The following is a 20,290-nucleotide window of genomic DNA, read 5'->3' as shown; positions in this document are numbered from 1 at the left end:
TATCCGTGTAAATCAGTTAAATCCGTGTCGTCCGTGTTCCATTATTAGACATCAACAAGGCATAGCCGCCGTTTTACGCGCATAACACCACCACGTAATACCGATGCAAACCAGATAAAAAGTGATGAAACAATACAATGCCGCATCGGGAGAACCGGTAAAACTAATTGCCGTACCGTAACTCTTCGGAATAAAGAATGCGCCGTACGCCGCAATCGCAGAGCTAAAACCCAGCACCGCCGCCGCTTCTTTTGCTGCGTCTTTCTTGGCTTGCGCGATGGCTTCCTCGCCCTGCCCTTTTGCCGCGCACAAACGCTCGGTCATAAAGATCACCGGAATCATCCGGAACGTTGAACCGTTGCCGATGCCGGTCGTGATAAACAGCAGCATGAACATCGCCAGAAAACCCGAAAAATCGCCGGCATTACCGGCCGACGGCATAAAATGCAACACGCCGAACACCGCGCAGACCATGATCACGAAATTCCACAGCGTCACCGTGGCTCCTCCCAGCTTATCCGCCAGCCAGCCGCCGACCGGCCTGATCAACGCGCCGACCAACGGCCCCAAAAACGCGTAGTCGGTCGGATTGACTTCCGGGAACAGGATTTTGATCAACATCGGCAAGCCGGCCGCATAACCGATAAACGAGCCGAAAGTGCCGGTATAAAGCCAGCACATCAGCCACGTATGTTTACGCTTGAAAATGACCGATTGTTCCTTGAACGAAGCTTTAGCGGAAGCAATGTCATTCATGCCGAACCAGGCCGCAATCGTGGTGGCCAGGATAAACGGCACCCAGATGAAACCGGCGTTTTGCAGCCAGATCGATTTGGTCGCTTCGGCCTTGACCCAGGTTTGCGGATCGCCGCCCAAAGCGCCGAATACGCCTGCTGAAATAACCAGCGGCACGACGAACTGCACGGTACTGACGCCCAAATTGCCTAAACCGGCATTCAAGCCCAGCGCGGTGCCTTTTTGCGCCTGCGGATAAAAAAAGCTGATATTGGCCATGCTGGACGCAAAATTGCCGCCGCCGAAACCGCATAACAAGGCCAAGACCACCATCAACACATAAGGCGTTTCGGGATTTTGCACCGCAAAACCTATCCATAACGACGGCAGCAACAGCGAAGCGGTACTGAGCGTGGTCCAACGCCGTCCGCCGAAAATCGGCACCATGAACGAATAGAAAATCCGTAAAGTCGCTCCAGACAAGCCCGGCAACGCCGCCAGCCAGAACAGCTCGTTGGTGTCGTATTTAAAGCCGATGCTCGGCAGGTTGATGACGACAACGCTCCAGACCATCCATACTGCAAAAGACAGCAGTAATGCAGGAATGCTGATCCACAAGTTGCGGGTCGCAATGCGCTTGCCGGTTTTTTGCCAGAAATCCCGGTCTTCCGGATTCCAATCGGTCAACACCAGCGGCGCCGAATGACTGAGTCCGTTCCAGTCTTTCGATACTTTGGCCAATTCGGGCACGACAATACGCTCCATCCGCACAATCGACAAATGCATCCAAACCAATGCAATCGCCATCAACACGAACAACAGCATGAAGCAACTGCTCCAAATGCCGGTCAAGTCGTTCAACATGCCGAAAGTCAGCGGCAGCAAAAATCCGCCCAGACCGCCGACCATGCCTACCGCACCGCCGACCGCACCGACATTGTCGGGATAGTAAACCGGGATATGTTTATACACGGCCGCCTTGCCGAACGACATGAACAGGCCCAGAACGGCAACCAGCAAGATAAAGCCCATCGGCCCAATCGCCAGACTAAAAGCGATATCGCCTCTGATGCCGTGAACGACGTAGTCCGTAGGCGGATAGGACAATAAAAACGTACAAATGATCGCGACCGTGAAAGTCCAATACATCAACACTCTTGCGCCGTAGCAGTCGGACAGCCAGCCGCCCAAGGCCCGGAACAGGCTCGCAAAAATCGAATAAGCCGCCGCCAGCATGCCCGCGACTTTGACGTCGAAACCGTAAGCCCCGACTAAGTAGCGGGGCAGCCACAACGCCAACGCGACAAACGCGCCGAACACGCAAAAGTAATACAGCGAAAAGCGCCAGACCCTAATATCTTTCAACGGCTCCAGCTGCTTTAGAAAAGAGTCGGGCTTGATGTTCGATGCGCGCCGCTGTTTAAGCGTCGGTTCGTCTTCGGTCGCAAACCAAAAAACCGTCGCCATCAGTAACAAGCCTAAAGCCCAAATCTGCGCTACCGCATGCCAGCCGAACGCCACCATCACAAAAGGCGCGGTGAATTTAGTCACTGCCGCCCCGACGTTGCCGAGGCCGAAAATGCCTAACGCCGTGCCTTGTTTCTCTTTAGGAAACCAGCGCGACACATAAGCGATACCTACCGCAAACGAACCGCCGGCAACACCGATACCCAGGGCTGTCACCAGAAACATCGTATAGGTTTCAACGGTAGTCAGCAGTAAGGTCGCAACAGCCGCCGTTACCATCACCGACGCATAAACGATACGGCCGCCGTACTGGTCGCTCCAGATGCCCAGCACCAGCCGGATCAACGAACCTGAAAGTATCGGCGTACCGACCAGCAAGCCGAATTCGGTTTCGCTTAAATGCAAGTCTTTCTGGATTTGTAAACCAATGATGGAAAAAATGGTCCACACTGCAAAACAGGTGGTGAAGGCGACAGTACTTAGCCAGAGAGCCCGGGACTGCTGGGCGGGAGTGACGTTATTAACAATAGACATAATGACCTTTGCTCGTGCACTAAATGATTTAAATTTTCACAGCAATCCCCTGGAAAACTTCATCTTGCACCTATGGAATGCAGGCTTGCGGTATAATTCCAGAAAAATAGATATTCAAATGGATCTCACACACAAAGATGCATTTCAAATACAGCTTACAATATAGTTCTTTTCCTAACAGCAGGCAACATGCAACTAACCAGTTATACCGATTACGCTCTCAGGGTCTTGCTTTATCTGGCAATGTTCCCGGAACAGCAGGTAAAAATCACAGAAATCGCTGATTTTTTTAACATTTCACGCAATCACCTGGTCAAAGTTGTGCATCAACTGGGTAGCAAAGGGTTTGTTAAAACAACGCGCGGCAGAGGCGGCGGCTTGTCTTTGCAACGTACTCCGGAAACGATACGTATCGGTGAAGTGGTGCGCAGTATGGAAAATCATTTTAACTGGCTGGAATGCTTTGATCCGGCCCAACAAAACTGCCGACTGCTGCCCACTTGCGGCTTGAAACATCTACTGGCTAAAGCGGGAGATACCTATCTACAGATGCTGGATGCCGCGACGCTGGCAGATGTACTATCAAGCAGCGCACCTGCCGGCCTGGCTCGAATCGAGACATCGGCAATACTGGCTCCGGGTAATGCGCCCTAGAGACTAAAAACCCGGACTGAAATTGCAGATTATCCGCAAACCGGCTTTTGCGCCGTACCGTTCAATTTTTCCCGTAGCTTGCTATGCTTGTTTTATAAGTATTTCCCAACCTGCCGGACATCCGTAAAAGTTATTTCTCTAAGAGGACTGCCATGCCCGAACAAAACGCCCCTTATCAGTCATATTCGGAAAACCTTGCTGTCGCGGCATGGCTGACTACAGCCGACCAAACGCTGTTATTTCAACGGCAGGAGAATGACGTTCGTTTTACCGGCGATTTTCCGGTAATTGCAGTTGATAGCGAGCAAAAATACCAAGTCATCGAAGGCTTCGGTTTTTCGTTGACCGGCGGCAGCGCGATGCTGATCAGCCGCCTGGCTGCTCCCGATAAAAGCGCACTGTTACGGGAATTGTTCTCGGCCGACGGCGACGGTATCGGCATTAGTTTTCTGCGCCTCAGCATAGGCGCATCGGACCTCAGCGAACGTTGTTTTTCCTATAACGACAGGCCAGCCGACCAACCGGACCCCGACCTTATCCATTTCGACATCGAGGCCGGCGACCTTGAAGTCATCCCGTTGTTAAAAGAAATTTTGGCAATCAACCCGACTATCAAGATCATAGCCACGGCCTGGTCGGCGCCGCCCTGGATGAAGACTAACAACAGTTTCGTCGGCGGCAGCCTAAGGCCGGATTGTTACGCGGTCTACGCCGCTTACCTGGTCAAGTACCTGAAAGCGATGCGCGACAAGGGTATCGCCATCCATGCAATCACGCCGCAAAACGAACCCTTGAATCATAAAAACGACCCGAGCATGGTTATGCAAGCCCACGAGCAGGCCGAGTTCATCAAAAATCATTTGGGCCCCGCTTTGTGGGAAGCCGGATTGGCCGATGTGGAACTGTTTTGCTGGGACCACAACTGCGACGTTAAAGAATACCCGTTGGAAGTCTTCGCCAATGCCGAAGCGCGCCGCTATCTGGCCGGCTCGGCCTGGCACCTGTACGGAGGCGATATTTCGGCGCTTTCGGAAATGCAACAGCTTTACCCGGAAATGAAACTGTATTTCACCGAACAGTGGGTGGGTTCGGACGGGCAATTTGGAGGGGATTTGATGTGGCACGTCAGGAACGTGCTGATCGGATCCTTGCTCAACTGGAGCCGGGTTGTGCTCGAATGGAACTTGGCTTCCGACCCGTTTTGCTGTCCTCATACCCACGGAGGCGAAGCGCGTTGTGTCGGCGCTTTGACCGTCGGCGAAGAAGTCTCCCGCAATGTTGCCTACTATATCATCGCCCATGCGGCTAAATTCGTTCGTCCCGGTTCGGTAAGGATTCATTCCGGCCAACCTACGTCGTTGCCGAATGTGGCTTTTGCTACTCCCTCCGGCGACATCGTCATGATTGCGCTGAATGACGAAGCCGAAACACAAGCCTTTACTATCCAATTTCAAGGCAAAAATGCGGTGGTCGCGCTGCCGGCAAAAGCGGTCGCGACTTATGTCTGGAAAGCGAGTTAACAAAGCGTTGCTCATATCCGCTTACAGGCTAAATCATCCCGCTAAAGTTTCCCGGTATTTTGGAGTGCAAGCTCCGGCTTTAAACACGAGTTGAAAACTTATATTCAGGTACTTATTGCAAATCTTTTAAAATTTCCACTCCTACGCCTGGGTCCGACGTCTCGCAGGTATGCGTCTCGGCAATATTTGGAGCCAAGGGTATATTGACTTCATTACCGCATTCCCGGAAAAGAACATTCACTTTAACCGATTTTAGTTGCAGAGAAAGATTCCCGGTCAACGTTGCCAAATCTTGGGAACTATCCAAGACGATGCCATCTCCTGAGTCGAAGCTGATTAGTCCGGATAAAGTCGATTGTCCCGTGCCAATGATCGACACATAAGAGACAGCAGCCGGTAGAGGGTGAGCCGCGAAATCATTAAGAATATTCAGCGGCGAACTATCCGGTTGTAAGTCCCTGAGGGCAATACTGTTTGGGTCGATATTCAAAGATAGGAGACTGCAAATACCGATATTGCCGGACACATTCAGGACATCAAAATGACTGTAACATCCCTCGGCCCAGAAACTTCCCCGATGCGGCGCGCCAACGGTAATCAGCTTCGCAACATCGTCCCGATACGGAATTGTTGTTGACGCATTCGCCTCGCGCGCCAATCCTTGCAGGTATTCTCTTGCAGCCAGAGCCCCCATGCTGTGACCAACCAGGAGAACCTTGGCCTTTCCGGGATTTGCCTGTAAAACCGCTTGAATAATTGCCGCCAATTCGCCGCCCTGAACGTCGAAAGACAGGTTCTGGCTATCGGAGAAATTTAACGTGTAGAAATCGCCTGCCCCGCCCGTGCATGAAACCGGCTGGCTTGGACTCGGCGGACAGTTAATCGCTACGTTTCTTGTCGACGGATTGTAGCCGGGTATTCCGCCGAATAGCCAACCGGCATTATTGATCAAATAATCTCTAAATGGCGCCCAGGTATCCGCTGAAGACGCAATGCCATGAATAAAAATGACCGGGTACGGTATCGTTCCGCAACCCGCTTCTTTCAACCAGGCGGATAAATCGCCTATATCCTGAGGCGAAACATCGTTCGGTCTCAGGTAATAGACATGGTCGTTGGCGGAAGAAACGCCCAGATAAGCGTTGGTAGTCGGGTAATAGCGATAAATGTAAGGCGAGGAAAATTGCAGGTCTGGCGACGACGGCGAAAATAAGCTGGGATAGAACGTTTGCGCCCAGTTCAGCAGGCACTCGACATCGGGCGATGTCGCGGTATCGGCTCTGGCCGAGGACTCGACAGCCGTTGCGGTATGACAGATTGCCGCAAGAATGATTAATCCCAATGCGCGTGCCAGTATGGAACCGCTTTTACTTAACCGGTTGTTCATATTATTCTCCTCCAAGCGCAGGAACCACGGCGGTTACAGAAGATGCGCCTAGAAAATAATATGATCGTTAAACAGGACGCTGTCGGTACGGCAGCGCACAGATGGGCTGATATTGTTTCCGCACTGGACGAGTCATGAACGGCTGCCTCCTCCTTCGGCCGGGCTCAGGAGGCCTTACCGAAGGGGCGATTAATCCTAAACTCGCTGAAGTCTGGGAACGGCAAAATCGATTATGCGCTACGCGCCCTGAAGGTCTTTTTCCATGCCGTCAATACCCGCACTGATAGCGCCGTGCACCAACTCCGCTACCGAGGCCGCATCTTCGGGCTGCGACTCGAAATCAATCGTCCAAACGACAATAGCCAAGCCATCGTAAGACTTAAAAACTTCAACCGTGCCTTTATAGTAAGTGACCGGAAACGGCGATACCGGCCGAAGATAAACCAGTCTCCTGTTTGCATCGTCTATCTGTTCAATCGTGTCTTTAATATCGCCACCACCGCCCGCGATAGTCATATATCGCAATGCGTCCGGCCCCTCGCCTTCCACCCTGCACGTCTCGATGATCGGGAACCAAACATCGAGCCTGCCTATTTTGCGGATAGCGTCCCAAACCACATCTGCGGGTACGTTGAGTTTTTTTGTAATGGGTTGCTTAGTCATTACTGGCTTCTCCTGAGTCAATTGTTGTACGGTTAAATCTAAAAAACGCAGTTGCGCGTATCAAAATACCGTTCGCCCCGAGCCCTTCGATACCCTCAGAACAGGCTTGTCGAAGGGCTCGCCGCGAACGTTTTCCACGCGCTGCAACTGATTTTTTAGGTTAAATAAAGATTTTGAGGCCGTGCCGTATCCGCTATTAGCAGCGGGCTCTTAACGACATGTCCAACGTAACTTTAGCAACGCGATCCGCCGTTTGTATTGGAAAAAACCGACACCCTAATGCCCGTCCCGCCGCAAATCCAATAACCCGGAAAACTGTAAAGTCCGGGACACTTGCATTTGCGGATAAATCGATTCCGGCGCCATGCCGTACAGCGCCTGAAAATCGTTAATCAAGTGGCTTTGATCGTAATAACCGGTTGCGTAGGCCACATCCGCCCAACTCGAAAGTTCTTTACGCAGGAAAACCGCATTCCGCAAACGCACGATGCGGGCATAGCGTTTAGGCGTCGTGCCGATATGGATTTGGAAGCGCCGTTCGAGCGTGCGTTCGGATAAACCGAGAATTTTGGCAAGCGCCGGAATAGCATAACTGCCGTTAGACCTGTCCAACGCCTTGCAAGCTGTTTGGATCAGCAAATCCTCATTGTTCCGGTTCAACATAGACAGCAAAAAATGCTCGACGCATTGGACGCGTTCATTAGCGGTCCGTTTGGTTGCCAATTGATCTTCGATTGCGTCTATCGAATATTTGGGAAAAATATCCCGGCAGTCCACCCGCTTTTCCGCGCAATCCCTGACAATGCCGCGACGGAATACATTTAATCCCCACGGCGTCAGGCGCGCGGAAACACCGGATACTTTTCCCGAAGCGCCAAGATCGCTGCGAAAACTTTGAAAACCGGCCAATCCACTACGGGTTGTATAAGTTTGTCCTTTATGTGCCGTCGTCAATAAGTCGGCATATAAAAAACATAGATAAGTCGCGGTATCCGGCAGAATCGAAAGCACCGAGTTATCGCCAGCCAGTAAATCGTCATAGTCCCAAACTGCCGACACATAAGGCTTCAGTAAGCGGGACGGCTGAAAAATTCTTAACCCCATAATTGCACACCTAATTTATTGAGCACAACAGACTGGACCTTGCACGGCCATTGCTGTTTATAACCGCCGGTTTTGAGCGAACGACTTTAATAGCGTTGCGCCGGCTAGACCGACCGGACTTGGCGTAAATGGAAAGCTGGAAAGTCAAACCGCAGGATGCGGAAAAACCGTATTTCCGGCAGTGTAGGAGGAATGACGGGTGCAATTCCGTCATCTCCGCCGGATCGGCGTCATTTGTTTTTAAGTAAGTCTCGAATTTCTGTAAGGAGTTTAATATCGGCAGGTTCGGGGGAAGGAGCTTCCTCTGGCTTATTCCGGTCAGCTAGCGCCATAAGTTTGTTCATTGGTTTGACAATCACAAAAAAAACAATGGCGGCAGTAATGAGGAAGCTGATGATTGCTCCGATAATGCTGCCGATATCAAGCTCAATAAGTTTGTTCACGGTATGAGTAACATTCTGGCCTGCTTCGTTTTTTTCTGTTACTTCGACAAGCTTGTGCATGATTGGGATGGTCAGTTTCGGTTGCGGACCTCCTCCGGCGAGGGCAAGAAGCGGTTCGACTATGCCCTTGGTGAAGGCCGTCACTATGCTGGTGAAAGCGGCGCCAATGATGACGCCGGTAGAGAGATCAATCACATTTCCTTTAAGGATAAATTTCTTGAATTCATCTAATGTTTTCATATCTTAGCCTCGCTTGTTGTTTCGGTAACGGAAAATGGGAGTCAGGTCTTGCATGGGCATAACTTAAGTTCTGCCGGGTAGACATCGCGTACCATTCTCAAAGTTATCCGTTTGATTCAATCTCCAAAAAGGTACGCGATGCCTACCTTGACTAGTTGTTAAACCCGGTTTACGGCTGTATGTCATATCAGCTGTGGATTTGGCAGATAATTTCCACACAGCTTCTTGAAGGCTCACTTGCATGCATCCAAGTGGAGCATCGCGGTTGCAAAATCGCTTTCGTCGTCGGGGTTTTTCATCATCGCGGCTTTTAAAATTTTTAGTTTGTCTTCCGTCGGTTTGAGGCGTTGATTAATCGCATCAAGCTCGGGGCTTAAAGCTTTTAGCCTGGCTTGGTCGTGATTCTGGTGGGCTATCAGGAGTTCCCTCTTGATTTTTATTTTTTGGCATTGCTCCATGTGCGATTGCTTCATCAAATCAATGGCGGCTTCCACCTCCATGCTGTTGGCGGCAACAGATGCGGAGAAAAGAAATCCAACGGCGAAAGCCAAAGTACAAAACAACTGTTTGTGCAACACTGCCTTATTGTGAAACACAGGGTCTTGCAAATCTTTACTGCGTGGAATAACGAACACTTTGGGTTCGGCATTTTTATATTTCATAGTGGTTTCTCTTTAAAGCTGAGTTGAACGGCTGGCCCGCTTAAACCCTACTTATTCCCTTTGGGTATAAGGATTTTTTCATGATCGACTGCCCGGATTGGCTAACGATAATGACTTGCGCTAGGGGCGACGGCACTTCACCGCGGCAATTGTTGGTCTTTAAAATTAAAACATTCATTAAGTTCGACATCCTTTTAACTGGGAATGGCACATTATCCGCCCATGCCAGTTTTAACCCCATTTGGATGCAAAATCAACAGCGTCCATGGATGAGCAGGCGACAGATCGCAGCTTCGCCCCCAAATTCATCTATGCTTCATCAAGTCTTGAAGAAGCTAACGCCATAAAAATGGCTTCACCAGACTACCCCCTCCTCAGCCTCGAAAAGCATGAACCTAACATGCTAACTTCACTGCTTAATTAATTTATGGCTCGATCTTTGCTTTATTTTCAGCGGTAATTATTTTTCGACGCTCACCCTATTCTCCAGGAGAACATCATGAACTTTTTAATTTTCGGCATCCTCGTCTTTTTCAGCGCTATGACTCATGCGGACATAAATTATTCGGGAGTCTGGAAGGACAACGACGACGGCACTTTTTATTCGATACATCAATCGGCCGATGCGATAGCCGTTGCGGAATTAAGCCAACAGAGCGGCATGTTGCCGCCGTTTATACAAGGCGCTATCCGTTCTACCGATCAGGACTTGGATTTAGCGATAACCGGAGAGGGCTTTTTCATATTGGAGCTGAGCGACGGTTCTCATGCTTACACCAGAGACGGCAGGTTTTATATTTCCGCTGACAATAAAATCATTAACGACAGAGGCGAACGGCTGGTCACCGAACGCATGAGCACTATTTCGAACACCAATATCCCGAAGACGCTTCACGGCAATACCGCAACAAAAACTTTCAATTGCGTCGAATACTTCGGCTGTATCTCTTCAACGCAACTAAACCGAATGCTTATTATCGACCGCACCGGCATCATATCGCTTACCGATGCAGCAACCGGCGCGGTTGTCGCCATCGACCGTATACCGCTGGCCTCAATACACCCGCAGGACTATCAATTTACCGGTTACCCGGTAACGGTCAAAAACCAAAATGCCGTATCCCAGTTTTATCCGGCCGAGCAAGCTTCCTACGCCGGCATCATGCAAGGCGCACTGGAACAACTTGAAGACGACACTAAGACTTGGCGCTCCCTTACCGGCAAACTGGAAGGCAATCATGCAAGATTATTTACCGAAAACGAAAAACCGGATGCCGCTAATTACTTCCCGTGGCAAGAAATTAATTTTACCGATCAATCGAATGCGCAAATCGTTAAAAAATGTCCTGCTAATTTAAAATTTTGTCCGTCATATGAAGAGATTAAAGACCGGCAGCTGATTAAAATCTTTTAAATGAGGCAACCGATTTTAAAGACTACAAGCGCTCGGGCCGTGCTGCCCGGCCGAAATAATTCGAACTTGCACCGACGAGTAGCGCTTGGCCGCGTTCGTGTTGTTTAATAGCGCAATCGCCTTGACGGAGACCGACCTTGAATACGATAGCAATAAACCGCTGGCACTGGTTTTTTATATGGCTGCCCGCCTGTTTCCTGCAGCCAAGCGCGTTCGCCGATGCGCCGCCGGCCAATATTGAGGTTTTTGTACAACAGGGCTGTCCTCACTGCACCGCTGCGGAAGCTTTTTTGGAAGTTCTCAAACGCGAGCAGCCGGCGCTGAATATTGTTATTCACGACATCAAACAGGAGCCGTTCGCGTTGGCGCAATTGCAACGGCTCGCCGAGAACCAAGGCATGAAGTCGGCCAAGGTGCCGGCTTTCCAAATCGGCGGGCAATTGATCTTCGGTTATTCGGAAGAAGCCCATACCGGCTTGCTGATCCGCAATGCGCTGAAACAAATCCGCACGCAACCGGGCCAGGATGCCGGCAGTTGCTCCGTGACTGAATCGCTGTCCTGCGAGGCGGAGCCGGACGCGGCTATGCAAACTATCGATTTCTTCGGCCGAAAACTGTCGCTGGACGACATAGGCTTGCCGTTGTTTACGCTGGCGATAGGCCTTTTGGACGGCTTCAATCCGTGTTCGATCTGGGTACTGGTGTTGATGATTTCGTTGTTGGCGTCGATGAACGACCGGGCTCGCATGTTGGCTGTCGCAGGGACTTTCGTTGCCGTGGAAGGCTTGGTGTATTTTATTTTTATGGCAGCCTGGCTGAACCTGTTCCTGCTGATCGGACTGTCCCGCGCCTCCGAAATCGCAATTGCCGTTATCGCGTTATTGGTAGGCCTCATTAACCTGAAAGATTTCCGCTTTTACGGCTTGGGCTTTTCGCTAAAAATTCCCGATGCGGCCAAACCCGGCATCTACGCCCGGCTCAGAAAAATCATCCAATCCCCTAACCTTCTCGGCGCCATGCTCGGAGCCGTCGTGCTGGCCGTGTTAGTGCAAATCGTCGAATTCATGTGCACTTCCGGATTTCCCGCGCTGTACACGCGAATCCTAACCATGAAGCAGTTGGACGATTTCAGTTACTACGGCTACCTGTTGCTGTACAACGCGGCTTATATGTTCGACGACGTCATCGTCCTGACCATAGGCGTCGTCACGCTAAGCCAGCGCCGGTTGCAGGAAAAGGAAGGACGCTGGCTCAAGTTGGTCAGCGGCTTGGCGATGGTCGGAATAGGCGTTTATTTATTGCTCAAAGCCGGTTACGAATAGTTGGGACGATAGCGGCTCATCCTGTATTCCGCTACGATGCATACGGGCTACTTCTTCCTGTCTTCCGCACTTACGGCCTTGACCGGCGGCAAAGTCCGGTGCGCGCCGTTTACAAATACCAAAAGATCAGGGGCGTTTTTAAGGCATTGCAACGGACAATTTATTTCGATAATCAAAATATCCAGTACGATTGGATTCCGGCGCCGACGTCAGGAGGCGCATCGCTCGCGATTGATAGGCTTCGTTTCTTTGCCCATCCTATGCCCCTCTATTTCGCTGCTTGAATTTTCTTGAGCACTTGAAAAAGACGATCAGCAGCAGCCTTTGCTTTTCCTGAAGAGTCGCATTCACTGGATTTTATGCGCTCGAAATACACGCCCTCATGCAGAAGCATTGTGGTGCGTGCGTGAGCTTCTGCCGGTGTTTCTTGATGAACTGTGTCACCGTCAACTTCAACGACCATGACAAGCCCGCCATGGATGATTACGAAATCGGGTTCAATTCGTTTGTACTCTGTACCGCCACGAATGAAAACAGGCAGAGGAGCGAATGAAACGCCGATTGACTTTAATGCTCTGTATAGGTGGATTTCTGGCTGTGATCGAAATATAAGTCCGTCAACAGATAATGGCGCTACATTGTCGGATCTGACTCTGCCTTGATTGGAGATTTTAGAGCCGGATAGCCAAGCCGCTGCTTTCTCTCGCCATTGAGGGTCTTCAACGATGGCAGGTGAAATGATGACGGCACCCAGAAGATCATTGGGAGTCTTGTTGGCGATAACCTCAAATTTCTTGAGAATCGCGGACTCTAGTTTCCCTTTGTCTGCCTCAATCTGTGGGTAAAGATTGAGCGGAGCATGCAAGATTAAGTTGTAGTATGTCGTGCCACCATTCCAACTATCGTAGTGCGACTCTATGATTTCAGGGGTGCAATAGGTTAACACGGCAACTTCCTGCGCAGCTCCTTCGGACGCAAATAACCGTGCAAGAGTGCCAAGAGTTGGCTCTAGTGCGACTATGAATGATGGGCTCATACTTGTTTATTCCTGAATTTTTTAATGTAAAGCTAAGGGACTTGATGCACTACAATTTAAACCAGAATTCTAAACTCATGGGCTGGAGTCCTCCAACGGGGCAATTAGCCCCAATTCTGAAATCCACTGAAAATTTCGGGTGTTACGGGTTACCAGCGATAATTAGTAAGTCGCCGCAATCATTGCATCCGCCAATCCCATGCTTCGTCTCAGGCGCAGTTGGATAGCGCGTTCAATAACTTCAAATGAAACGTCAAGTCGGGTAACAGCCAAACTGGGTAATAGCTTTTTGCTTGCCCATGCATGGCGCAAGTATAAATAACTCGCCCCGTGACTAAATCGAATGAGTTAATTTCAACATAAGCCCCACGATTAAAGTCATTTGCAACACGCCAACACCGACGACCCAACGAACTAATTCAGCTTTGGATTCGGCAATGTCTTTGGCAACTTTTAACTCCAGTTCTCTAATGCTTGCATCGACTTTTAACTCCAACTCTTTTAAATCCCGCTTAGTGGCTAAATCGTCCAGTTTGATAGTCATGCTTGGCTTGTTCCAGGGTGCTGCTGATCGCGGTTTTTTGGAGTTTGGTGATGGCTTCAGCTTGTTGCTCTGAATCCGGCATTTTTCAGTTCCTTGATAAATTCGTGAGTATCGAAGGTAAGGGTTGTCATGATGGCTCCTGTATTTTAATAGCAACAGCGGGGTCAGGTCTTGAGCCGTGCATTATATTGAACAGCATCTTTTCGTCACCCAACATTTAAGCATACATAAGCCGACGCCCCTTGGGCTCAGGAATTGGGTCACCGAATTCTGCTGCCGTATCCAGCCAAAGCCCAATAGCCTCATTTGCATTCGCAAGCGCTTCTTCTTGGGAGGCTCCATGCGCCATGCAACCGGGAAGTTCGGGGACTTCGGCGATAAAAGCGTCGTCTTCCTTGCTCCAATATAGAATGGTCTCGTATTTGTATGTCATATTTCATCCGCTAAATGGTATTTGATGATTATGAATCGGACTTGCCGAACCTGATATGGCTTGGCTTTATTGTCATCCTGCTGAAGATTTATTTTCTCTTCGATGCCTTCTTTACGATAAACATGGTGGCTTCCACGTATCCGTTCATCGAAGCCTAAACGAATCAATAAGCCCCGAAGATCATCAAATGGAATATTCGCGTCTGAAGTCCCGCGAAGAATTTTATCGATTAATTTATCGTGTTTTCCCATTGGAAAAGGCTAACTTAAAAAGCTAGATCAAACAAGCACCACGTCCACTCTCCGAAATTGCCCTTGGCGTAGCGCCTCGGCAGCTTGCCCTTCCAGATGCGAACCTTCCACGGTCCGCATGTTGCCGTCCCGATCATGTAACAAATAGCGGCAAGGCCTAACGGCAGCATCGCCGAAAGTATCTTGACGTTCAGGGTTGATATAGAGCAGCAAAGTTGTCCCGAACAAAGCGCAGGCCGCGCTGTGCGCCGGCAATATTTCTTCAAAACCGAACGGATTAACGCATTGCTCGTCCGTAGAGAAAAACGTCTTCGACAACACCGGTTCAGGCTTAAACAACAACTTGCTTTGCTCTAACACAAACGGAGCCGCCCCCAGGAAAAGATGCGTCCAAAGATGCAAAAATTCCACCGTAGAACCCGAAAGACGCGCCACGCAGCCCCGCCCATGCTGCCGTGGGTCAATAGCAAAACCGCTGCTGACCAAAAAGCTGGAATTTTCAACCGGATTGCGGCCGTATTCGGCAGGATCGCGGAACGCGACCAGCAGCTTTTCGATGTCAGCGTAAAACTCCTCCACCAGGCCGGCCCGAACCATTTCCAGCACGAATTTGTAATGCATGTGCAGGAAGATCGATCCATTCTCCAGCCAGCCGTAGTTGAAAACCCCGATCCGTCCCAGTTCCAGCGCATTTTCGCCGAGCGGTTCATTGACACGGTACATGCCCAACTTTTGGTCGAACAGTTCGGAGTTGCGCGCCGCATCGTATAAGCGCCGGACTTCTTCCGGTCCGGCGATGCGCAGAGCATGGACGAAACCTTCCAAAAACAGCGGCAGCGTTTTTTGCTTGAAGCGGGTCACTTCGGCTTTGCCGTTTTCGAGTTCCCGGTACTGCTCAGCCTCGTAGGCAAAATAAGTGACGATGCCTTGCGGGCCTTTGGCCCTGGCTATCGCGGCGTCCAAATGACCGGAAACCGCCGCCAGGAAATCTTGCACGGACGCAATCGACAACACTTGTTCGGCGCCGTCAAAGCCCATGAATACTTTGTCGCGATAGGCTTCTTTGGCCGCACCGCTGTGCTGCCAGAACAGTTCCGGCGTAAGGTCACGGCTCAGCAATGCCGCCAGCTCGTCTATGAATTTGGCGAGTTCGACCGGCAGCGAGCATTCGCCGAAAACGCCGGCCAGTGCCGCCAGCGTAAAATCGGCCAGCCGCTTCAGTTCGATGGTTTCGTTGACCGACGAGCCCAAAATGCCGGGCAAGCCGTTCAGTGCGTCGCACCAGCCAGGGCGGTCGGCTTCCATTTCGATACCGACGCCGAACGGGTCCAGCGTCGCCAGTTTGTTGGCGACCAGCGTCAGGATTTTTCCGAGCAGCGTCGTGACAGCAATATCGCCGCTGCCCTGCTGCGAGCGGACTTGGTAGCGGCGGCGGGCGCGCGCATTAATCAAATCGGTTTTATCGGGCCGGTGCTGCACGGCGCCGTATTGGCGCACGCCATTCGGCGTGACGGCGTATTTTTGCGCGCGCGGCATCACAATATGCGTCGGATCGAAAAACGTGTAAGTCTTATCCAGGAACAAACCGGGCAGCCGGTCCGGGAAAATCGCTTGGTAGCCAACCAGCAGATCGACCAGGTAGGTCCAATGGTCCGACCAATAGCCGCGGTCGAATTCGGCATCGATGACTTCCTGCGCTTGCGCGAGGATCTCTGCAATGACCGGCTCCCGATCTTCGGCGGCTTGCAGCACCTGCCATAATTCGGCGTATTTGAATTCGCGCGCCAGCAGTTGTTCCAGCGCGGGGAAACGGTCGAAATAGGACGCGAACGCATCGGCCGACTCGACCGCAAACCGCGAATTGCGCAACGAACACGGATTGTAGCCGTCCGGCTGGATCAGGTTGAAGAAATAGCGGATGTTCTTTGCATCCAGCGCCGGATCGAAGAACAAATCCATGCGCCGGTTTTGCAGCACGTCGCGAAAATCGCCGTTGCCTTCGGAATACGGCGTGTCCTGCAACAGGAAGTCGTTGTAATCGCGTTCCAAGTCGCCGTGCTTGCGACCGAACAAATACAACTGCGCGCCGCCCGGCACTTGGCTCGGAAAGCCGCCGCGCAGGCCGTTGTCGAGGTAACATTGCCGGGCGTGGGCGTCGAACAGCGGCTTGGCCGTCGCGGTGAACGCTTTTTGGCTGATGTCGTCGATCAGGCGGCGGTTGCTTTCCCGCTTGGCTTCGAAATAGCCGTCCTTGCCGGCCTCGGCGACGAATTGCTGCATCACCGCTTGCGATTCGGCATGGCCGTAAAAGCCGTAAAACACCCGGCTTTGTCCGGGCTGTAGCTCCAGCGTCAACGCCTGGAAAGCGGACGGGGTTTGGTTGCCTACCACTTGGTTATCGAAATCCAGGCTTTGCCCGGCAAAAAACCGCTCCGGCCTGGAAAAATCCCCGGCCAAGCCGAAAACCCGTTCCGCATCGACGATCACGTCGTTACGCTTGCCGTTCAAAAAACCGGCAAAAAAATTGCTGGCGATGATAGGCTCGACTTGCGGCGTGTCGGTCGGCCAGACTTTCAAACGATAAAACGGCAGGTTTTGCCGCACGCCTTCGACGCGCACGAATGCTTCCGAGGTCCGGCTCATGAATTTCAAAATCCATTGGTTCATGCCGTAAGGCAACACTTGCGGCAGGCCGTCGACGATCTGTATTTTTTTGGCCTGTGCGGAAGTATTGGTGACAGTGACGCGCCGCACCAAACCGGCCACGGATGCTTCCGGCAACGTGAACATATCGGCACGGATGCTGAATCCCAGCGGCGAATTAATCTCTTCGACACCGACTTCATGGGGCGTAACGTAAAGGCGTTGCTTGACCTCCGGCCCCGCACCGCGCTGGAACGGCTCGCAATTTAAGATTCGGTCGCCGCCGCTAATCTTCAGGAAAGTCCGAAAGCCCCGGGACGGCGTCAATTGATAAGCCTTGTCGGCCGGAAAAAACTCCAGAAACGCCCCGTCTTTATTGCGCACGCCGAAACTGGCTACGCCCTGCCCCCGATTCACATAAAAAACCCAGGCCGGACGCCCCATCGTACCGGCAATGCCGGGCAGGAAGCTGGCGAATGGGACAAGGTCGTTGTATTGCTCGATAACGAAGCGGTTACCGGCGTCTAAGCCGTGGTAGTTTTGGTTCATGCAGTTGTAGCCTTTGAGTTGATATTGAGTCGGCGATTTTGAGCATAAAGCAAGGCCGGTAATCGGTCAAACATGCCATCCGCGTCCCGAAGCACATTTCCATTTCCTCGTTCCTACGCTCCGCGTGGGAACGCATATATAGCTCTAAAGCCGGCAATCATTTGTTCAATGCGATGAAAAACGTTCTGGGTTTACAACGCATGTGCGGCAGGCTTAGTTTAGGTCTGCATTCCCACGCGGAGCGTGGGAACGAGGCGAGTGTAGCACCATCATCGCGGGCACGCCCCTCTCCTACAACGTTTAACCTGCAGCATTTCCAGCAAGCCGGACTTGGACAATGTTCCATCATGAAATAATTGTCAATCAAACGATTGATTGATATTATTAAATCAATCGTTTGATTTAATTTTCTATCCAAGACAGGCTATAGCCCGATATGACCAAAGCTTCAACCCCGGAAACCAACAATAGCGACGCCCGCGACCGGCTAGTATTGGCCGCCTTGCGCTTATTCGCCGAAAAAGGCTTTGAAGCCGCAACGACCCGCGAAATTTGCGAAGCCGCCGGCGCCAACATTTCCGCAATCCGTTATTACTTCGGCGACAAAGCCGGGCTGTACCGGACCGTGTTTCACGAACCTTGCGAAAAAATGCCCGCCCGCGCGAACAGGGAAAAATATCTCAGCCTGCCGATAGCCGAAGCGCTCGACCTGTTTTTCAGCGATTTTTTGACGCCGTTCAAGATGGACGAGAATATCAACCTGGTGATGAAATTGCACTTTCGCGAAATGCTGGAACCGACCGGCGCTTGGCAAGAGGCCATCGAGTCTGAAATCAAGCCTCAACATGAAGCGCTGACCACATTGCTAAAGCAGCATTTGGGCCTGGCTCGCATCGACATGGACTTGCAGCGGCTCGCGTTCGCGATGATCGGCATGGCCGTGCACCTATTCGTCGGCCAGGAAGTGGTTGCGGCGATTGCACCGCAAATGCTGGCTTCGCCGAAGGCAATCGACTTGATGGCGAAGCGCCTGTCCGGTTACGCGCTGGCGATGGTGAAAAGCGAAGCTGAACGCCGCGCGCTGGAGAAAGGCGATGGCAATCAATAAAGTCCCGTTGCTCGCGCCATTGCTGCTGACCGCCTGCAACGGCGGCTTACTGACGACGGTCGGCCCCGATTACCAAACGCCGCCGTTGCCGGTCGCGGCAAGCTGGCAAGCGCCGCAACCTGTACCGGTAGCCCACCGTGGGCAAACTACGGACTTGCTGCACTGGTGGCAGCGCTTCAACGACCCGGTCCTGAACCGCTTTCTGGCTGCCGCCGAACAGGAAAGCTATTCGGTCGCCAATGCCGCGGCCCGGATTGAACAGGCTCGGGCCAGTTTGATCAGCGCGGATTCGGCGCTGGTACCCAGCCTCGACGCCAGCTTAAGCGCGAACCGTTCATCGTTCTCGTTCGGCGGCCCGCCGTTTGAACGCGACCAATACCAGGCAGGACTGCAATCGGATTGGGAAATCGACTTGTTCGGCGGCCTGGCCCGGCAGCAACAGGCTTCGCAAAGCCAACTGCAATCGCGCCAGGCAGACTGGCACGATGCGCGGGTCGCGGTGGCCGCCGAAGTCGCCAATGCTTATCTCGGCTACCGTTATTGCGAAATTCAGGCGCAACAGCTGCAAGCCGATGCCGAATCCCGGCAAACGTCGGCCAAACTGACGGCTTTGGCCGGACAGCACGGCTTTCGCTCCAGCGCGGATGTGGCGTTAAGCGATGCCAGTGCCGCCGAAGGCCAAAATAACCTGCTGAATCAACAAGGCCAATGCGAGCGTTCAATAAAAAGCCTGGTCGCATTGACCGCGTTGGAAGAAATCTCGGTCCGCCAGTCATTGCTCGAACAGCCGGGCGTTGGCAAATTGCCCAGTCCGCCCGCTTTCAGCATCGACAGCGTGCCTGCCCGCGCATTATTGCAGCGCCCGGATTTGGCCGTCGCCGAGCGCGACATGGCCGAGGCCAGCGCCAAAATCGGCGTGGAACAGGCCAAACGCTTTCCCAAACTCAGCCTGTCCGGCAACGTGACCCCTACCCTGCAAAGCATGAACGGCGCGGCATTGGTGCTGGCGCAAACCTGGTCGTTGGGGCCCACGCTCAGCCTGCCGTTGTTCGATGCGGGCAAACGCGCGGCTAATGTCGAATCGGCTCAGACCCAGTATGAAGCCGCAGCCGGCAATTATCGCAGCAAGGCGCGGACTGCCGTCAAAGAGGTGGAAGAAGCGTTGGTCAGATTGGATAACGTCGCTAAGCGTTTGCCGCAAGCGCAACAGGCGGCGGACGGTTACCGGCACTATTTTCAGTCGGCCCAGCAATTGTTCGATACCGGCTTAGGCAATTTGTTAGACCTGGAAACGGCAAGGCGCAATCAGCTAAACGCCGACCTTGCGATTAAAAGCCTCGAACAGGAACGAGTTAGCGCCTGGATTGCGTTATACCGGGCGGTCGGCGGGGGTTGGGATGCTACGGGCAATTGAACGAATCCAGTATCCGCTCTCGATCCCGCGGGCTCCATGGGATCGTAGTGCAAGGCGCGCTACGCCGCGAATCAGGATCAACGTCTGGCGTTACGGGACGCGGCGCGTGGAAACGAGTATGAATGACCGTGGCACGGAGCGCGGGAACAATAAGAAATTTTAGGCAT

The 20,290-nt window shown here is 52.2% G+C and carries 17 protein-coding genes; 6 read left to right on the top strand and 11 right to left on the bottom strand.

What is annotated here, in order from left to right:
- Positions 1 to 51: 51 nt before the first annotated feature.
- On the bottom strand, positions 52 to 2,736 hold the full coding sequence (locus tag EKO24_RS01420) for a nitrate/nitrite transporter (protein WP_127027361.1): 2,685 nt from the start codon (positions 2,734 to 2,736) through the stop codon (positions 52 to 54).
- A gap of 189 nt (positions 2,737 to 2,925) precedes the next feature.
- Between EKO24_RS01420 and EKO24_RS01415 the strand changes: the two genes are divergently transcribed.
- Both EKO24_RS01415 and EKO24_RS01410 read left to right on the top strand, forming a co-directional pair.
- On the top strand, positions 2,926 to 3,390 hold the full coding sequence (locus tag EKO24_RS01415; protein WP_127027362.1) for an Rrf2 family transcriptional regulator: 465 nt from the start codon (positions 2,926 to 2,928) through the stop codon (positions 3,388 to 3,390).
- Positions 3,391 to 3,542: 152 nt separating this feature from the next.
- Positions 3,543 to 4,910 carry a glycoside hydrolase family 30 protein gene (locus EKO24_RS01410; RefSeq protein ID WP_127027363.1) on the top strand — a complete coding sequence of 456 codons (1,368 nt, stop codon included), beginning with the start codon at positions 3,543 to 3,545 and terminating at the stop codon, positions 4,908 to 4,910.
- A gap of 112 nt (positions 4,911 to 5,022) precedes the next feature.
- On the opposite strand, the gene EKO24_RS01405 is transcribed toward EKO24_RS01410, so the two are convergent.
- From EKO24_RS01405 to EKO24_RS01385, 5 genes are all read right to left on the bottom strand, one after another.
- The gene (locus EKO24_RS01405; RefSeq protein WP_127027364.1) at positions 5,023 to 6,297 is read right to left on the bottom strand and encodes an esterase/lipase family protein; all 1,275 of its coding nucleotides are present in this window, start codon (positions 6,295 to 6,297) and stop codon (positions 5,023 to 5,025) included.
- A 237-nt stretch (positions 6,298 to 6,534) separates the two neighbouring features.
- Positions 6,535 to 6,960, bottom strand: coding sequence for an SRPBCC family protein (locus EKO24_RS01400; RefSeq protein WP_127027365.1), 426 nt, complete (start codon positions 6,958 to 6,960; stop codon positions 6,535 to 6,537).
- A gap of 276 nt (positions 6,961 to 7,236) precedes the next feature.
- Complete coding sequence (locus tag EKO24_RS01395) at positions 7,237 to 8,064, bottom strand: helix-turn-helix domain-containing protein (protein WP_127027366.1); 828 nt, start codon at positions 8,062 to 8,064, stop codon at positions 7,237 to 7,239.
- A 230-nt stretch (positions 8,065 to 8,294) separates the two neighbouring features.
- A complete protein-coding gene (mscL, locus tag EKO24_RS01390) occupies positions 8,295 to 8,747 on the bottom strand; it encodes a large conductance mechanosensitive channel protein MscL (protein ID WP_127027367.1) in 453 nt (150 codons plus the stop codon).
- Between the two features lie 233 nt (positions 8,748 to 8,980).
- Positions 8,981 to 9,409 carry a hypothetical protein gene (locus EKO24_RS01385; protein WP_127027368.1) on the bottom strand — a complete coding sequence of 143 codons (429 nt, stop codon included), beginning with the start codon at positions 9,407 to 9,409 and terminating at the stop codon, positions 8,981 to 8,983.
- Between the two features lie 499 nt (positions 9,410 to 9,908).
- On the opposite strand from EKO24_RS01385, the gene EKO24_RS01380 reads away from it, so the two are divergent.
- Together EKO24_RS01380 and EKO24_RS01375 are read left to right on the top strand one after the other, a co-directional pair.
- The gene (locus EKO24_RS01380) at positions 9,909 to 10,823 is read left to right on the top strand and encodes a flagellar hook basal-body protein (protein WP_127027369.1); all 915 of its coding nucleotides are present in this window, start codon (positions 9,909 to 9,911) and stop codon (positions 10,821 to 10,823) included.
- Positions 10,824 to 10,960: 137 nt separating this feature from the next.
- A complete protein-coding gene (locus EKO24_RS01375; protein ID WP_127027370.1) occupies positions 10,961 to 12,145 on the top strand; it encodes a thioredoxin domain-containing protein in 1,185 nt (394 codons plus the stop codon).
- Positions 12,146 to 12,413: 268 nt separating this feature from the next.
- Here the strand turns inward: EKO24_RS01375 and EKO24_RS01370 are convergent, their stop codons facing one another.
- The 5 genes from EKO24_RS01370 to EKO24_RS01350 form a co-directional block, all read right to left on the bottom strand.
- A complete protein-coding gene (locus EKO24_RS01370; RefSeq protein WP_127027371.1) occupies positions 12,414 to 13,181 on the bottom strand; it encodes a hypothetical protein in 768 nt (255 codons plus the stop codon).
- Between the two features lie 334 nt (positions 13,182 to 13,515).
- A complete protein-coding gene (locus tag EKO24_RS22990) occupies positions 13,516 to 13,725 on the bottom strand; it encodes a hypothetical protein (protein ID WP_241674357.1) in 210 nt (69 codons plus the stop codon).
- A 217-nt stretch (positions 13,726 to 13,942) separates the two neighbouring features.
- A complete protein-coding gene (locus tag EKO24_RS01360) occupies positions 13,943 to 14,158 on the bottom strand; it encodes a type II toxin-antitoxin system HicB family antitoxin (RefSeq protein ID WP_127027372.1) in 216 nt (71 codons plus the stop codon).
- Positions 14,155 to 14,409, bottom strand: a complete 255-nt coding sequence (locus EKO24_RS01355; RefSeq protein ID WP_127027373.1) for a type II toxin-antitoxin system HicA family toxin — start codon at positions 14,407 to 14,409, stop codon at positions 14,155 to 14,157. Before EKO24_RS01355 ends, EKO24_RS01360 begins: the two co-directional genes overlap by 4 nt.
- 27 nt (positions 14,410 to 14,436) lie before the next feature.
- Positions 14,437 to 17,601 (bottom strand): hypothetical protein, encoded by a 3,165-nt coding sequence (locus tag EKO24_RS01350; protein ID WP_127027374.1) that lies wholly within the window; start codon positions 17,599 to 17,601, stop codon positions 14,437 to 14,439.
- A gap of 436 nt (positions 17,602 to 18,037) precedes the next feature.
- Between EKO24_RS01350 and EKO24_RS01345 the strand changes: the two genes are divergently transcribed.
- Together EKO24_RS01345 and EKO24_RS01340 are read left to right on the top strand one after the other, a co-directional pair.
- Positions 18,038 to 18,709, top strand: a complete 672-nt coding sequence (locus tag EKO24_RS01345) for a CerR family C-terminal domain-containing protein (RefSeq protein ID WP_127027375.1) — start codon at positions 18,038 to 18,040, stop codon at positions 18,707 to 18,709.
- Positions 18,696 to 20,123 (top strand): efflux transporter outer membrane subunit, encoded by a 1,428-nt coding sequence (locus EKO24_RS01340; protein WP_127027376.1) that lies wholly within the window; start codon positions 18,696 to 18,698, stop codon positions 20,121 to 20,123. The genes EKO24_RS01345 and EKO24_RS01340 overlap by 14 nt, the downstream gene beginning before the upstream one ends.
- The last annotated feature ends 167 nt before the right edge of the window (positions 20,124 to 20,290 follow it).

The organism is Candidatus Methylobacter oryzae (assembly GCF_003994235.2).
GTDB classification, from domain to species: domain Bacteria; phylum Pseudomonadota; class Gammaproteobacteria; order Methylococcales; family Methylomonadaceae; genus Methylobacter_A; species Methylobacter_A oryzae.
This window is presented reverse-complemented; position numbering and strand designations above follow the sequence as displayed.

Excerpts from the sequence above, each read along its gene's own strand:
- EKO24_RS01420 (WP_127027361.1), bottom strand. The coding sequence starts at position 2,736 with ATGTCTATTGTTAATAACGTCACTCCCGCCCAGCAGTCCCGGGCTCTC.
- EKO24_RS01415 (WP_127027362.1), top strand. The coding sequence starts at position 2,926 with ATGCAACTAACCAGTTATACCGATTACGCTCTCAGGGTCTTGCTTTAT.
- EKO24_RS01410 (WP_127027363.1), top strand. The coding sequence starts at position 3,543 with ATGCCCGAACAAAACGCCCCTTATCAGTCATATTCGGAAAACCTTGCT.
- EKO24_RS01405 (WP_127027364.1), bottom strand. The coding sequence starts at position 6,297 with ATGAACAACCGGTTAAGTAAAAGCGGTTCCATACTGGCACGCGCATTG.
- EKO24_RS01400 (WP_127027365.1), bottom strand. The coding sequence starts at position 6,960 with ATGACTAAGCAACCCATTACAAAAAAACTCAACGTACCCGCAGATGTG.
- EKO24_RS01395 (WP_127027366.1), bottom strand. The coding sequence starts at position 8,064 with ATGGGGTTAAGAATTTTTCAGCCGTCCCGCTTACTGAAGCCTTATGTG.
- mscL (WP_127027367.1), bottom strand. The coding sequence starts at position 8,747 with ATGAAAACATTAGATGAATTCAAGAAATTTATCCTTAAAGGAAATGTG.
- EKO24_RS01385 (WP_127027368.1), bottom strand. The coding sequence starts at position 9,409 with ATGAAATATAAAAATGCCGAACCCAAAGTGTTCGTTATTCCACGCAGT.
- EKO24_RS01380 (WP_127027369.1), top strand. The coding sequence starts at position 9,909 with ATGAACTTTTTAATTTTCGGCATCCTCGTCTTTTTCAGCGCTATGACT.
- EKO24_RS01370 (WP_127027371.1), bottom strand. The coding sequence starts at position 13,181 with ATGAGCCCATCATTCATAGTCGCACTAGAGCCAACTCTTGGCACTCTT.
- EKO24_RS22990 (WP_241674357.1), bottom strand. The coding sequence starts at position 13,725 with ATGACTATCAAACTGGACGATTTAGCCACTAAGCGGGATTTAAAAGAG.
- EKO24_RS01360 (WP_127027372.1), bottom strand. The coding sequence starts at position 14,158 with ATGACATACAAATACGAGACCATTCTATATTGGAGCAAGGAAGACGAC.
- EKO24_RS01355 (WP_127027373.1), bottom strand. The coding sequence starts at position 14,409 with ATGGGAAAACACGATAAATTAATCGATAAAATTCTTCGCGGGACTTCA.
- EKO24_RS01350 (WP_127027374.1), bottom strand. The coding sequence starts at position 17,601 with ATGAACCAAAACTACCACGGCTTAGACGCCGGTAACCGCTTCGTTATC.
- EKO24_RS01345 (WP_127027375.1), top strand. The coding sequence starts at position 18,038 with ATGACCAAAGCTTCAACCCCGGAAACCAACAATAGCGACGCCCGCGAC.
- EKO24_RS01340 (WP_127027376.1), top strand. The coding sequence starts at position 18,696 with ATGGCAATCAATAAAGTCCCGTTGCTCGCGCCATTGCTGCTGACCGCC.